The organism is Intrasporangium sp. (genome assembly GCF_051961875.1).
Lineage (GTDB): Bacteria > Actinomycetota > Actinomycetes > Actinomycetales > Dermatophilaceae > Intrasporangium_A.
Window position 1 is genome coordinate 1 of sequence record NZ_JBQCCV010000256.1, and the last position, 14,170, is coordinate 14,170.

The 14,170-nt window shown below is 70.7% G+C and carries 13 protein-coding genes; 8 read left to right on the forward strand and 5 right to left on the reverse strand.

What is annotated here, in order from left to right:
- Positions 1 to 58: 58 nt before the first annotated feature.
- Positions 59 to 406 carry a hypothetical protein gene (locus tag ACTHJJ_RS15505; protein WP_440303843.1) on the reverse strand — a complete coding sequence of 116 codons (348 nt, stop codon included), beginning with the start codon at positions 404 to 406 and terminating at the stop codon, positions 59 to 61.
- Positions 407 to 524: 118 nt separating this feature from the next.
- On the opposite strand from ACTHJJ_RS15505, the gene ACTHJJ_RS15510 reads away from it, so the two are divergent.
- Positions 525 to 1,505 carry an alkaline phosphatase family protein gene (locus ACTHJJ_RS15510; protein ID WP_440303844.1) on the forward strand — a complete coding sequence of 327 codons (981 nt, stop codon included), beginning with the start codon at positions 525 to 527 and terminating at the stop codon, positions 1,503 to 1,505.
- A 40-nt stretch (positions 1,506 to 1,545) separates the two neighbouring features.
- Positions 1,546 to 2,277: an aspartate/glutamate racemase family protein gene (locus ACTHJJ_RS15515; protein ID WP_440303845.1), complete on the forward strand. Its 732-nt coding sequence runs from the start codon at positions 1,546 to 1,548 to the stop codon at positions 2,275 to 2,277.
- 49 nt (positions 2,278 to 2,326) lie between these two features.
- Here ACTHJJ_RS15515 and ACTHJJ_RS15520 read toward each other — a convergent pair whose 3' ends face one another.
- Positions 2,327 to 3,193, reverse strand: coding sequence for an LLM class flavin-dependent oxidoreductase (locus ACTHJJ_RS15520; RefSeq protein ID WP_440303846.1), 867 nt, complete (start codon positions 3,191 to 3,193; stop codon positions 2,327 to 2,329).
- Positions 3,194 to 3,333: 140 nt separating this feature from the next.
- Here ACTHJJ_RS15520 and mmuM point away from each other — a divergent pair, with 140 nt between their 5' ends.
- Positions 3,334 to 4,239 carry a homocysteine S-methyltransferase gene (mmuM, locus tag ACTHJJ_RS15525; protein WP_440303847.1) on the forward strand — a complete coding sequence of 302 codons (906 nt, stop codon included), beginning with the start codon at positions 3,334 to 3,336 and terminating at the stop codon, positions 4,237 to 4,239.
- On the opposite strand, the gene poxB is transcribed toward mmuM, so the two are convergent.
- Entirely contained in the window at positions 4,236 to 5,963 is a 1,728-nt protein-coding gene (poxB, locus tag ACTHJJ_RS15530) for a ubiquinone-dependent pyruvate dehydrogenase (RefSeq protein WP_440303848.1), read from the reverse strand. The two genes, mmuM and poxB, sit on opposite strands and share 4 nt — an antisense overlap.
- A gap of 245 nt (positions 5,964 to 6,208) precedes the next feature.
- Here poxB and ACTHJJ_RS15535 point away from each other — a divergent pair, with 245 nt between their 5' ends.
- From ACTHJJ_RS15535 to ACTHJJ_RS15550, 4 genes are read left to right on the forward strand one after another with little or no spacing between them, the layout of a single operon-like run.
- Positions 6,209 to 6,676: a DUF6220 domain-containing protein gene (locus tag ACTHJJ_RS15535; protein WP_440303849.1), complete on the forward strand. Its 468-nt coding sequence runs from the start codon at positions 6,209 to 6,211 to the stop codon at positions 6,674 to 6,676.
- Complete coding sequence (locus ACTHJJ_RS15540) at positions 6,663 to 8,198, forward strand: multicopper oxidase family protein (protein ID WP_440303850.1); 1,536 nt, start codon at positions 6,663 to 6,665, stop codon at positions 8,196 to 8,198. Before ACTHJJ_RS15535 ends, ACTHJJ_RS15540 begins: the two co-directional genes overlap by 14 nt.
- Positions 8,199 to 8,229: 31 nt before the next feature.
- Positions 8,230 to 8,739 (forward strand): flavin reductase family protein, encoded by a 510-nt coding sequence (locus ACTHJJ_RS15545; RefSeq protein WP_440303851.1) that lies wholly within the window; start codon positions 8,230 to 8,232, stop codon positions 8,737 to 8,739.
- 3 nt (positions 8,740 to 8,742) lie between these two features.
- Positions 8,743 to 9,489, forward strand: a complete 747-nt coding sequence (locus ACTHJJ_RS15550) for a dihydrofolate reductase family protein (protein ID WP_440303852.1) — start codon at positions 8,743 to 8,745, stop codon at positions 9,487 to 9,489.
- On the opposite strand, the gene ACTHJJ_RS15555 is transcribed toward ACTHJJ_RS15550, so the two are convergent.
- On the reverse strand, positions 9,470 to 10,900 hold the full coding sequence (locus ACTHJJ_RS15555) for a lipase maturation factor family protein (RefSeq protein WP_440303853.1): 1,431 nt from the start codon (positions 10,898 to 10,900) through the stop codon (positions 9,470 to 9,472). The two genes, ACTHJJ_RS15550 and ACTHJJ_RS15555, sit on opposite strands and share 20 nt — an antisense overlap.
- 137 nt (positions 10,901 to 11,037) lie before the next feature.
- Here ACTHJJ_RS15555 and ACTHJJ_RS15560 point away from each other — a divergent pair, with 137 nt between their 5' ends.
- Positions 11,038 to 11,502, forward strand: coding sequence for a hypothetical protein (locus ACTHJJ_RS15560; protein ID WP_440303854.1), 465 nt, complete (start codon positions 11,038 to 11,040; stop codon positions 11,500 to 11,502).
- 92 nt (positions 11,503 to 11,594) lie between these two features.
- On the opposite strand, the gene ACTHJJ_RS15565 is transcribed toward ACTHJJ_RS15560, so the two are convergent.
- Positions 11,595 to 14,170, reverse strand: a 2,576-nt coding sequence (locus ACTHJJ_RS15565) for a carboxyl transferase domain-containing protein (protein ID WP_440303855.1), incomplete at its 5' end; no start/stop codon positions are given.

A 14,170-nucleotide genomic window follows, 5' to 3' on the forward strand; every position in this document is an offset into this window, starting at 1 on the left:
GAACCGAGCGTCAGCGCCGCGCGCAGTACCGTGCGGCGCGGGAGCTGGCCGGCATCGGTCATGGACGCAGCGTAGGACCGCTCGGCCGCACTGCCGGCCGACCGCGCCATACCTCCACTTCAATCGACACCGTGGTGGCCGTCATGGGGCGGTCGGCATGGCGGGTGATGAGCGCTTCTCGTTGCTCACCGTCACCCACGACCGCCTCCAGCGCGGCGCGGTTGCCGGTCTGCACCGCCGAGGTGTAAGCATCGAGAGCGGCATACGGGCTCGCGTGTCCGGAGAACCGGAGCACACTCGCGGCCAGCGCACAGGCGAGCAGCAGGCAGCCGACCACTGCCATGAGTACCCTTCGGCGGCGCCGTCTCCTGAGCGCGGTGGTGGCCTCGGCGTCGTTGGTGGGCATGCGTGAGTCTGTCACCGCGCGACCTCTCACCGGGACGGAACAGGTCGGCCGAGAGGGCAGCGCGGTGCCCCCGTCGGCCTGTGATCGACACCCAGCCAAGGTGCCTATGGTGGAGCCCATGGGGTGGTCGAGGCTGAACCGGTGGGGCGCCCTGCTGCGGCGCGGCGAGTCGACGATGCCGGCGCCACGGGGTGGCTTGGCGGCGGGCCTGCTGGTCCTGGTGTGTCTGCCCCTCGCGGGGTGCAGCAGTGGTTCGGCTGCCTCCACGAGCATCCAAGGGGGGAGCCAACAGCCGCTGGGCACTACCGCGTCCCTGAGCCCTGCGCCTCGCGGCAGCGCCGGTGCCCGGCCCGCCCACGTCGTGATCGTCGTCTTCGAGAACAAGGCCCAGCAGCAGGTCCTCGGCTCGCCCGACGCGCCATACCTGAACTCGTTGAGCGCCTCCGGCGCCCGGTTCACCGACGCCCATGGTGTGACTCATCCCAGCCAGCCCAACTACCTCGCGCTGTTCTCCGGCTCCACCCAGGGGGTCACCGATGACTCCTGCCCGCAGACTCTCGGCGACCGCCCAAACCTGGCCGAGCAGCTGCAGCGTGCCGGCTACACCTTCGCGGGCTACTCGGAGGGCCTGCCCAGCGCGGGGTTCACCGGCTGCACCGATGCCACCGGCCGCTACGCCCGCAGGCACAACCCCTGGGTCGACTTCGCCAACGTCCCCGCATCGAGCAACCAGCCCTTCAGTGACTTCCCGGCCGACCCGTCCCGGCTGCCGACGGTTGCCTTCGTCATCCCCGACCTCTGCAACGACATGCACGACTGCGACGTCGCCACGGGCGATCGCTGGGCGCGAGAGCACCTCGCGCCCTACGTCAACTGGGCCCGCACCCACGACAGCCTCCTCGTCGTGACGTTCGACGAGGACGAGGGCACGCACGCGAACCGGATCCCCACCTTCCTCGTGGGGCCGATGGTGAAGCCCGGTGCCATCGCGCAGCCGGTCAACCACTACAACGTGCTGCGCACGATCGAGGACCTCTACGGGCTCGAGCCCCTCGGTATGGCGCGGACCGCCGCACCGCTCCGCGGCTGGGCTCGCTAGCCTGCCGCCGCCGGCAGAGCGCCGCACCTAGTCTGTGCGAATGAAGCGCATCGGGCTGATCGGTGGGATGAGCTGGGAGTCGACGGCCGAGTACTACCGGCTCATCAACGAGGATGCGGCACGCCGCCTCGGAGGCCTCCACTCCGCACCGATCGTCATGTCGTCGGTCGACTTCGCCGAGATCGAGCGCTTGCAGATGGCGGGTGACTGGGGAGCCGCCGGTGATCTGCTCGCGCATGAAGCCCGGTGCGTGGCCGCCGCGGGCGCGGACTTCCTCGTGCTGTGCACGAACACGATGCACAAGGTGGCAGACCGCATCGAGGCGAGCGTCACGGTCCCGTTCCTCCACCTCGCGGATGCCACCGCGGCGGCGGTCCAGGCCGAGGGTGTGACGCGGGTGGGTCTGCTGGGCACGGCCTTCACGATGGAGCAGGACTTCTACCGTGACCGCCTAGCCGCACGTGGCCTCGAGGTTGTGGTCCCCGACGAGGCGGACCGGGCGAAGGTGCACCGCGTCATCTACGACGAGCTGTGCCACGGCGTGATCCTGCCTCAGTCACGGCAGCGCTACCTTGACGTCATCGACAGGCTGGTCGACCGGGGGGTGGGCGGCGTGATCCTGGGCTGCACCGAGATCGAGCTGCTCATCGACCCGGACGCGCCCAGCCCCGTGCCGTTGTTCCCCACGACGAGGATCCACGCCTGGGCGGCGGTGGATCTGGCACTCGAGGGCGGCGGAGCGACCGCCGACAGGGAGTCCGCCCTCGGCTGAGCCCGGTCACGCATCAGCACCCTAGGGGCCGGTCGGTGCCCCCGGCGGACTACAGATCTTGGACTCGCCGGCTCGCCTGTCCCACGTCGTCCAAGGACTCCGGACGCCAAGGGCCGGGCGTGATCACGACGGCATGGTCCAGGCCGTAGCCGTGCAAGGTCGCGAGACGGTCGGCGAAGGCCGCTGCGTCCTCGCCAGGCGCAAGCCGCGTCGACACCGTGCGCTCCACGCTGGCCGGGTCGCGCCCGATGTCCCGGCAGTGCCGATCCAGGACGTCGATCTTGTGGCGCAGCGTGCGGCCCTCGTCGGGGATGTCGAAGAGGTTGCAGGCATCGGCATACCGGGCCACGAGCGAGAGCGTGCGCTTCTCACCGGCGCCGCCGATGAGGACCGGGACGCGGTCACGCACCGGTTGGGGGGCCCATGGTTCCGACGTGGACGATCCATCACCGGGCTGTCCCTCGTCGTGCCCCGCCCAGGCGCGGCCGGCCAGCTGCAGGACCCGCTCCAGCGCGTCGAACCGCTCCGACGTGGGTGGCAGGGGCAGGCCGAGGACCTGTGCCTCGCCGGGATATCCCGCGCCGATACCGAGCCAGGCCCGGCCACCGGACAGCACGTCGAGCGTCGTGACGGCCTTGATGAGCAGGGCGGGTGCCCGGTAGCTCACGGCGGTCACCATCGTGCCGATGCTGATCCGAGAGGTGCTCGCGGCCAGGAACCCCAGGGTCGTGTAGGCCTCGAGCATGTCCTTCTCCTCGGGACCCGCCCCCGGGTCGCTCTGGAGAAGGTGGTCGCTGACCCAGACGGTGTCGAGCCCCACCTCCTCGGCCCGCGTCACCGTGTCCGCGAGCGCACCGGGCAGGCGGGCGACGCCGCCCGGCCACGAGTAGTTCGTCACGTTGATGCTGACCTTCACCGTGCTCCTTCTCGACACTCCACCGACCCCTGACCGTCCCCGAGCGCCTACCCGCCGAGCCCGGCGTCAACCCGACCCGCTCCGCGGCTCGCCGCGTCGCCCGCCGCCGGGCCCACGTTGCCGTGTTGGAGGATGAGGGCATGCGCGAGTCAGGAGCTGGAACGGTCGTCGTGCTCGATGGCGGTCTCTCGACCGCCCTCGAGCAGGGTGGTGCCGACCTCGGCGGCGCTCTCTGGACGGCCCGCCTTCTCGCCAACGAGCCCACGCGGATCGCCGACGCACACCGCGCCTACTTCAGGGCGGGCGCCCAGGTCGCGACGACGGCGAGCTACCAAGCCAGCGTGGAGGGCTTCGTCGGGGCTGGACTCGACCCCGCCGAGGCACGCCGCCTCATCACCGGCAGCGTCATCATGGCGCGGGAGGTCCGGGACGAGCTCGAGGACGCCCGGGGCCTCCTCGTCGCGGCCTCCGTCGGCCCGTACGGCGCCTTCCTCGCCGATGGCTCCGAGTACTGCGGCCGCTACGGCGTGCCACGGCAGCGGCTCCGCGACTTCCACCGGCAGCGACTCGAGCTGCTCGCGGCTGGAGCGCCCGACCTCCTCGCCGTGGAGACGATCCCCGACGTCGACGAGGCCGAGGTCCTGGTCGAGCTCCTCGACGAGCTACACATCCCGGCCTGGTTCAGCTACTCGGTGCGAGGAGACAGAACCAATGCCGGCCAGCCCCTCGCCGACGCGTATGCCGCTCTCGCCGACTCGCGCACGATCGTGGCCGCCGGCGTCAACTGCTCAGAGCAGCACGACGTGCTCGGAGCCATCAGCACGATGACCGGTGAGATCGGACTGCCCGCCGTCGCCTACCCCAACCGCGGCGGCAGCTGGGACGCGCAGGCCAAGCGGTGGGCGTACGGCGACGCGATCGACCTGGCGCTCGTCGAGCAGTGGGTCGCCGCAGGCGCCCGGTACGTCGGGGGGTGCTGCGGCACGGGACCGGCGGACATCGCCGCCCTGGCCGTCCGGGTGAAGGAGCTGGAGCCCAGCTCCTAGAACAGCTGCCGGAAGTTCGCGCTCGCGAGGTCGAGCAGCTCGTCCCCACGACCCGAGAGCACGGTCCGGATCGCGTAGAGGGTGAAGCCCTTCACCTGTTCCGCGGTCACCGCCGGCGGGATGGTCAGCTCCTCGCGCTCAGTGAGCACGTCGACCAGCGCCGGCCCGTCGTGGGCGAACGCCTCCTTGAGCGCGCCGTGCAGGTCCGTCGACCTCTCGACCCTGATCCCCTTGATCCCCATGGCATTGGCCACCGCCGCGAAGTCGGGGTTCACGAGATCCGTGCCGTAGTTGACGAACCCCGCCGCCTTCATCTCCAGCTCCACGAAGTTGAGCGACGCGTTGTTGAAGACGACCATCTTGACCGGCAGCCGGTTCTGGGTCACCGTCAGCAGCTCGCCCAGCAGCATCGCGATCCCGCCGTCGCCGCTCAGCGTGATGACCTGACGACCGGGAAACGTCTCCTGCGCCCCGACGGCCTGCGGCACGGCGTTGGCCATGCTGCCGTGGATGAACGACCCGATGAGCCGTCGCCCGCCACCCATGTGCAGGTAGCGCGCCGCGTAGATCACCGGCGAGCCGACGTCCGGCACGAAGACCGCGTCCGAGTCGGCGAGCTCGTCGACGAGCCGAGCGACATACTGCGGGTGGATCGGTCGGCGCCCTCGGGACTCGGTTGCGAGGTCGTCGAGCCGTGACCGGGTCTTCGCGTAGTGGTCGAGCGCGTCCTTCAGGTGGGAGCGCTTCTTCTGCTCGTCGAGGAGCGGCAGCAGCGCCCGGGCGGTCTCGCCGACGTCGCCCACGAGCCCGAGGTCGAGGGGCACGCGCCGGCCGAGCTGGTCACCCCGGATGTCGACCTGTACGACCTTGGCCCGGCGGGGATAGAACTGCTGGTAGGGGAAGTCCGTGCCGAGCATGAGCAGGGTGTCCGCCGCCTCCATCGCCCGATACCCCGACGCGAAGCCGAGCAGCCCCGTCATCCCGACGTCGAACGGGTTGTCGAACGCGATCCGGTCCTTGCCGCGCAGGGTGTGCACGATGGGGGCGCCCAGCCGGTCGGCGAGGGCGATGACGTCGTCGTGCGCCGCCCCGACACCCACTCCGGCGAGGATCGTCGTGCGCGACCCTGCGTTGAGCAGCGTGGCCGCGCGCCGCAGCTCCTCCTCGGCCGGCACCACGCGTGGGCTCGTCGCCTCGACCTTGACCACCCGGTCGTCGACCGCGTCCTCGAGCGCGATGTCGCCGGGAATGACGATGACCGCCACGCCCCGCCGCTCGAGGGCCACCCGCATGGCGATCTCGAGGACCCGCGGCATCTGGCTCGGGTGGGCGACGAGCTCGCAGTAGACGCTGCACTCCCGGAACAGCTCCTGCGGGTGCGTCTCCTGGAAGTAGCCGCTGCCGATCTCGCCGCTCGGGATCTGCGCCGCGATCGCGAGCACGGGCACCCGGCTGCGGTTCGCGTCGAAGAGCCCGTTGATGAGGTGCAGGTTCCCCGGGCCGCAGCTGCCCACGCAGACGGCGAGCTCACCGGTGAGGTCGGCCTCGGCGGAGGTGGCGAACGCCGCGCCCTCCTCGTGCCGCACCTGGACCCACTCGATCATCCCGTCGCGCCGGAGCGCGTCGGTGAAGCCGTTGAGCGAGTCGCCCGGGACGCCATACACACGCTTTACGCCGTTCGCGCGCAGTCCCGCGACCATGTTCTGGGCGATCGTTCGTGCCACTGGTCCTCCTCGAGTGCGTTGCTGTCCTCGCCAGCACGTACCCACCGAGGAGGTATGCCGCTGAGCCGGTCGAGACGGGCTAGCCGACCCGACCCGACCGGGACGCGACCGCCTCCGGAGCCACCGGCCACGGCTCCATGAGCCGAGCTGGCCAATAAAGGCCAGCCGGGATGTATCACCGGCCCTCGCCGTCGCTCTTTCACGTGCGCGAGCAGGTCGCTCGCCAGTCGAGAAAGGTCACCGGAATGAGAGTGACGTACCGCGTCCTTGCCTACGCCGTCGCCGTCCTGGTCATGGTGCAGGCCGCCGCCATCGCGTGGGCGGTCGCTGGCTTCACGCACTGGATCGCCGACGGCGGGGTCGCCGACAAGGGCCTGATGGAGTCCGAGGAGTCGCCCTTCAGCGAAGCACTCGGCTTCATGGTGCACGGCATGAACGGGATGATGGTCATCCCGGTCGTAGGGCTCCTGCTCCTCATCGTGTCGTTCCTGGCCAAGGTCCCGGGCGGCATCAAGTGGGCCGGCATCACCTTCGGTCTCATCGTGGTGCAGGTGCTGCTCGGCATGTTCCTGCACGACACCCCGTCGCTGGGCTTCCTCCACGGCCTCAACGCGCTTCTTCTCTTCGGCGCCGCCGTCGTGACGGGACGTCGAGCGGGGGCCGGACGGGCTGTCCTGCCGCGCGACCAGGCCCCGGAGCATGCGGCAGCATGACGGGCTGACCGTCACGCCGCAGGCCGAGACGACGGTAGCGACGGGCGGGGCGCCGTCGCCAGCGCGCCGGTGGCGACGGTTCGTCGCCATCGGCGTCGTCCTCGCCGTGGTCGGGACGCTCGGATGGCTCTGGCAGTCGAGCCGGCTTGCCGCTGCCTACTCGATCAGCTCGATGGGGATCGCCGACTACGGCGGCGGCCCTGCTGCCGTCACCGCCCACGATCACGCGCTTGGCCAGAGCATCACCACGTTCACCGCGGACCGGAGCCGGCCGGCAGATGTCGCGGTGACACTTGTCGCCAGGCAGGGCAGCGTGCCACTGGCCGACGGACGCCGGATCACCGGCTATACCCTCAACGGATCGACCCCCGGCCCGACGATCCGGGCGCGCCAGGGCCAGCTCGTCGAGGTTCACCTCGTGAACGAGTCGGTTTCTGCTGGGGTCACCCTGCACTGGCACGGTGTCGACGTGCCCAACTCCGTCGACGGCGTTGCCGGCGTGACGCAGGACGCCGTCATGCCGGGCCACGACTTCACCTACCGGTTCGTCGCGCGCGACGCCGGCACCTACTGGTACCACTCGCACCAGGTGTCCCATGAGCAGGTCCAGCAGGGCCTCCTCGGCGCGCTCGTCATCAGCCCCGCCGCGCCCGTACCAAGCGTGGCGCACGACGAGGTCGTCCTCGTCCACACGTATGCCGGGGCCCGCACGGTGGGCGGTCGAGCCGGTGACGTCCGCATCCCCGCGGTTCCCGGTGACCGAGTGCGGCTCCGGGTCATCAACACGGACAACGGACCGATGCCGGTCTGGGTCGGGGGCAGCGGCTACCGGGTCCTCGCGGTCGACGGCACGGACGTCCACGGACCGACGGTGGTGCGGGACGAGTCGCTCACGATCACCGCGGGCGGTCGAGCGGACGTCGAGGTCACCGTGCCTGCCGCCGGCGCTGCCCGGCTGCAGCTGGCGGGTGCCGCCGTCGTGGTCGGTCCGGACCAGGCAGCCTCGGCGCCGCTGCCGAGGCCGTCCCGAGAGCTCGACCTGCTCGCCTACGGCACGCCGGCGCCGCTCGGCTTCGACCCCGGGCAGGCGACGCGCCGGTTCACCTACGCGATCGGACGCCGGCCCGGCCTCGTCGACGGCAAACCCGGTCTCTGGTGGACCATCAATGGGCGGCTCTACCCCGACGTCCCGATGTTCGTCGTCCGCCAGGGCGACGTGGTGCGGATGACGCTGTCGAACACGAGCGGCGAACCGCACCCGATGCACCTGCACGGGCACCACGTCGTCGTCCTCTCACGCAACGGGGTCGCCGCTACCGGCAGCCCGTGGGTCGTCGACTCGCTGAACCTCGGCAACGGTGACACCTTCGAGGTGGCGTTCGTCGCCGACAACCCGGGCATCTGGATGGACCACTGCCACAACCTCCCGCACGCGACCGAGGGCCTCGTCGCGCACCTCATGTACGAAGGGGTCCGTACGCCGTTCCTCATCCGGGGCCCCTCCCACAACCAGCCCGAGTGAACCCTGGCCAGTGGCGTGCGAGGATCGGGCCATGTCCGGCGAGCGCGCGGAGGGACTGGGCACCGACGAGTTCGGTGCCTTCATCGACGGTCTCGACTACCCGATGTATGTCGTGACGGTCGAGTCCGGGGGTGAGCGCAGCGGGTGCCTGGTGGGCTTCACCAGCCAGGTCAGCATCGACCCGCCGCGGTTCCTCGTGTGCGTGTCGGAGCGGAACCACACGTACTCCCTCGCCAAGGGTGCCCGGTTCCTCGGGGTCCATCTGCTTCACCCCGAGCAGTTCGAGCTGGCAAGGCTCTTCGGCGAGGAGACGGGTGACGATGTCGACAAGCTGGCCCAGTGCCGGTGGCACCCGGGGCCAGGAGAGGTGCCGATCCTCGAGGACTGCGCGCGCCACTTCGTCGGCCGTGTCCTGAGCCAGACGTCCTTCGGCGACCACGTCGGCTTCCTCCTCGAGCCGACGGAGCTCGGTGCGAGGGACGACGGCCGGGTCCTCACGTTCAGCGACGTCAAGGGCCTGACGCCCGGTCACGGAGCGTGACGGGTGCTGACCCTCAGGCAGATCCACCCGGCACCCGGGGCTGACGTGCCGGCCGTCGATGCGTACGCCCGCCCTGACGGCAGGGCCCGGCACGTGAGCGTCAACATGGTCTCGTCGATCGACGGCGCCGCGACCCTCGAGGGCCGGGTCGGCACCCTGACCGGCCCGGCGGACCAGGAGCTGCTCCACCTGCTCCGGTCCCTGTGCGACGTCCTCCTCGTCGGGGCGGCGACCATCCGGGCTGAGGGCTACGGCCCCATCCGGACGGTCCGGGAGCTCGAGGACCGCCGGCGTGAGCTGGGTCAGGCGCCCTCGCCGCGGCTCGCCGTCGTGACCCGGACGCTCGACCTCGACCTCGGGTCCGCCGCCTTCACGGCCGCCATCGAGCGGCCCATCCTGCTCACCACCGAGCTGGCCGGCCCCGACCGGGTGGCGGCCGCACGGGCTGTCGCCGACGTCCTCGTCGTCGGCGAACGGAGCGTCGACCTCGGCGCCGCGCTCGACCTGCTCACATCGCAGGGGTTGCCCCGGATCCTCTCCGAGGGCGGTCCCCGGGTCCTGTCCGAGCTGTTCCGCACCGAGCTCGTCGACGAGCTGTGCCTCGCGATCTCCCCGGTCGTCGTCGCGGGCGCCGAACCGCGGATCACGAGCGGACCCTCCCTCCCTGCGCCTCGCCCGATGGAGCTGGGCGCCGTCTATGAGCGGGACGGGTTCCTCTTCACCCGTTGGCTCAGAAGTCCTCGAGAGTGACCGGCCGCATGAACTCGCCGACGAGCTGACGGTCCCAGCAGCCCTTGCCCGCCCGCAGCTCGTTCCAGCTCGTGTACTTGTACCGGTAGAGCCGTGCTCGCACGACGGCGGGTGAACGGTCGCCGAAGGGGCATCGGTGCAGGAGCTTCAGCGTCGCCGGGTCACCCCTGAGCAACCGTTCGACGAACCTCGGGAACCACGGCATCGCATAGGACGGCGACATCGCGGCGAACCACATGAGCCAGTCGAGCCGGAGGTGGTAGGGCGCGAACTGTCTCGGCCAGCGATGTGGGCCGGTGGGCTTGCCCTTGAACTCGTACTCGCGCCACTCGGGCTCTTCGCCCGGCTCCGGCTCGGCCATGCCCTCGACGGCGATCTCGTAGCGCACCCGGCTGATGCTGCCGAACGCGCCATACGTGTTGACGAGGTGGAGGGTGTCGAAGGATGCGTTCATCGCCTGGTGGCGGGAGAGCAGGTTGCGGGCCGGGCGGTAGCTGAGGATGACCACGGCCAGGGAGATGGCACAGACGACGCCGACCCACCAGAGCGGCGTGGCCCCTGCGGCGTGACTGGTGCTGAGCGGCAGCAACCAGCCCCAGAACCCGTCGGGCAGCACGGAGAGGCCGAGCACGATGGCCATCCAGTTGAGCCAGGCGAAGTTGCCGCTCATGACGAGCCACAGCTGGGTGACGACCATGATGCCCGCGCAGATGCCCGACACCGGTTGCGGGAAGAACAGCCCGAAGGCCACGACGAGCTGCGTGCCGTGGTTGGCGAGGACCTCGACCTTGTGCAGCGGCCCCGGCAGGTGGTGGAAGAACCAGCTGAGCGGTCCCGGCATCGGCTGGGTCTCGTGGTGGTAGTAGAGGCAGGTCAGGTCGCGCCAGCACGGGTCCCCGCGCATCTTGATCAGGCCTGCGCCGAACTCGAGCCGGAAGAGGACCCAGCGCAGGCCGATGAGCAGCAGCAGCGGTGGGGCGGTGGCCGCGTTGCCGAGGAAGATCGCGAGGAAGCCGGTCTCGAGCAGCAGGCTCTCCCAGCCGAAGCCGTACCAGCGCTGCCCGACGTTGACGATCGACAGGTAGAGCGCCCACAGGACGAACCAGACGAGCATCGTAACCGGCAGCGGCAGCCGCTCGGTGACGCCCGCGATCGTGATGACAGACAGGACGACCCCCGTCCAGGCGATGCCGGCGAAGAGCGCATCCGAGTAGCGCCAGTGGAACAGGCTCGGCGCCTGCCGGAACGAGACGCGGCGCAGGTAGTCGGGGATCGGCAGCATGCCGTCGCTGCCGAGCAGGGCCCGGAACTGGTTGACGGCGACGAGGAAGGCAACGAGGTAGATGGCCGCCAGGGCCCGCTGGAACACGAGGCGGCCGATCCAGTAGCCGTCCGCGGTGAACCAGCCCACCGCTCACCCCTACCCCTCCACCGCGCCCGGACACCTCCGCCGGTGACCGGCGCCGGAGGGAGTGCCCCGAGGGAGGGCCGGGGTCGAGCGGCCCCGGCGTAGATTGGCAGCGCCGGCGAGCATGGAGGAGATCACCGATGGAGACCGGGAGTGCGGCACTGCGGCGAATCGCACCGGCGCTCCTGGTCGCCTTGCTGTCTACGGTCGCGGGCGGTCTGGTCGCAGCAGTCACCGCCCATGCGCCGACGGAGCACGCGAGCTGGGCGTCGGCCTACCTCGTCCTCGTCGGAGGGGTGGCGACGCTCGGGCTCGCCCTCGGCCGCGGATACCTCTCACCGGAGCGGGTCTCCGCACGCCGTCTCGGTGGGGAGCTTGCGCTCTGGCTCGTCGGGAATGCCCTTGTCGTAATCGGCACCGTCGGCGAGGTTATGTGTCTCGTCGACCTCGGTGGGGCGCTGCTCGTCGTCGCCCTGGCGCTCGTCGCCCTCGGGGTCCGCGTCGGGCGTGGTCCGCGCTCGTTGCGTGCCGGCTTCTCCGCCCTCGTCGTCCTCCTGCTCGTCAGCATCCCAGTGGGCCTGGTGCTTGCCCGGCTCCGCGGCTGACGCCGGTCCTTACCTTCTTGGTTGAGGTATTCCGGTCGTCGGCGCGACGACCGGAATACCTCAAACGCGAGATGGTGGCGGAGGGCGCGCGCTCAGGTCGTCGAGAGGCCCGCCTCGAGCGCGTCGACGATCTTCGGGCGCAGCTGGCTGGCCTCGATGACCTCGTCGACCGAGCCCACGTCGACCGCACGGTGGATGCTGTGCACGGCGTCGAACTCCGCGGCAACCTCGCCGAGCTTCTCCGCGCGGACGGTGGCACGGATGTCCGCGAGCTCGGTGGCGAGTCCGGCGCGCTCGCCGTCGGACGCTGCGGCGAGCCGCTCCGCCAGCTCGACGACGCGAGGGTCCGCCGCCGTCCGGGCGTCCACGTCCCGGGCGAAGACGACCGCCGCAGCCGGGGCGCCACCGAGCACCGATGCGAACGAGCCCTTGATCGCGAGCACCGTCATGCCGGGGTTGAGCGTCTTGGAGAAGACGACGAACGCCCCGCCGTGGTACCGCGAGATGACCGTGAAGACGATCGGGCCCTCGAAGTTGACGATGGCGCGGCCGATCTCGGCGCCGTACTCGAGCTGGAGGCTGCGCATCGACTCGGGCGAGCCGTCGAAGCCGGACAGGTTCGCCAGGACGACGACGGGACGGTTGCCGCTCGCCGCGTTGATCGCCCGGGCGACCTTCTTCGACGACCGGGGGAACAGCGTGCCCGCTGTGTAGCTGTCGGGCCCGTCGGTGGGCGGGAACCCGCGCCGCGGCACCGGCTTCGACTCGATCCCGATGAGGCACACGGGGATGCCGCCGATGTGCGCGTCCTGGACCACCGCAGTCTCGGCGTCCGCCATGCCGGCCCAGCGTTCGAGCGTGACGTGGTCCTGGTCGCTGAGTGCGCGCATCACCGTACGGATGTCGAACGGCTTCTTGCGGTCGGGGTTCGTCTCCGCGGAGAAGATGTCGCCCACCGTCGAGAAGCCCGCGTCACCGGCCGGGTGCGTGTAGGTCGTCACGTCCCGGTCACGCGGGTCGCCCGTCTCCGCCCGCCGGGGTGCCTTCTCGCCGGGCGCGATGTAGGCGTGGTCGTAGTGGGTCATGAGGATCTGGCGGGCCTGGCCGAGGTCCTTCGCCCAGTACTGCGCCTGACCGTTCGGTCCCATGACCCGGTCATAGCCGCCGATGCCGAAGTTGTCCTCGGCCGAGACGCCGCCGGAGAAGTCGAGGGACTGCTTGCCGGTCAGCACCATGGCGCTGTCCGGGGTCATGACGAGGATGCCCTTGGTGTGCATGAGCATCGTCGCCTCGGCGTTCCAGTAGGGCTGGGCGCCCACGTTGATCCCCGCGACGACGATGTTGATCTCGTGCCCGGCCTGGGTGAACTCGACGATCCGCTTCAGCGCGCGGGCGACCCAGTCCATGTTCTCGGTGCCGGACTGCATGGAGATCCGTGCTCCGGAGGAGAGCGAGTACCACTCGACGGGCACCTGCATCCGCTCGGCGAGATCGAGCGCCGCGATGATCCGGGCGCATTCGGGCTCGGCGACGGAGCCGAGCGCGCGGAGCGGGTCACCGGAGAGGACCACCCGGGTGATGCCCTCCGGATGACGCTCCGTCGGGGTCGAGACGACACCGACGATGATGCCGGCCTTGTTGAGGCCGTAGGGCCGGTCGGCGGGGACGAGCGCTCCGGTGTCGTCGAGGTCGTACTCCTCGCTCGTGCCGCCCTCTCCAGCGATCATCGACTGGAGCTCGTAGGGGTAGACCAGGCCGCGGCGTCGCGCCCGGACGACCTTGGAGGCGTAGTCGTCGAGAGGCCTCAGCGGCTCGGTCGGCGGCTCTTCCACGGACGAGACGACGCCGGACCCCGGCTGGTAGTAGAACCGCCCGGCGACGGGGATCGGGGTGACGCCCTCCTCAGGGGCGACGTCGGCCCGGACGAGGACCTCCTCGATGCCGGCTCCGGCGGTCAGCGGGGCGATCTTGCTCTGCAGCGACGTCAGCTGCTGAAGGTCGGCCTCGATGGTCGGCCAGATCGACACCCAGACGTAGTTCATGTCGAGGCGGGCGCTCGCGCCGCGAGCGGCCCGGGTCCGACGGATCGCCTCCAGGCAGTTGGCGATGGCGCGCTCGACGTGCGGCAGGCCGGTCACCGCGCCGTTCTCGTCCCTCACGACCACGAGCTGGCGGACCTGGGCGAGCGCGACGAGGCGCCGGTCGTCGGGGTTGTCCTTGGCAACGCACTCGTAGAGCAGGACGTCCTCCGGCGCCTCGAGGCGTGTCACGTCGAAGGCGCGCAGCCGCCAGAGGCTGAGGCGCCGACCGACCATGGGATGCACCCCCCGCACCAGCCGGTCCTCGGCGAGCCCGTCGGCGGTCGGCCGGAACGTGAAGTAGTCCACCGGGCGTCCGTCACCGGCGCTCACGGCGACCGCGACGCGCCGCACCTGCTCGGTGAACGGCATACGGCCGAGCTTCTCGGCGAGCTGGGCGCTGGCTTCCTCGGGCGACTGGGGCTCCTCGGGCCAGCTGAGGTAGAGGTCGACGACCGCTTCGTGGCTGGGCAGGCGGCCCGCGACGTCGGCCCGGACGAGGACCTCCTCGATGCCGGCTCCGGCGGTCAGCGGGGCGATCTTGCTCTGCAGCGACGTCAGCTGCTGAAGGTCGGCCTCGATGGTCGGCC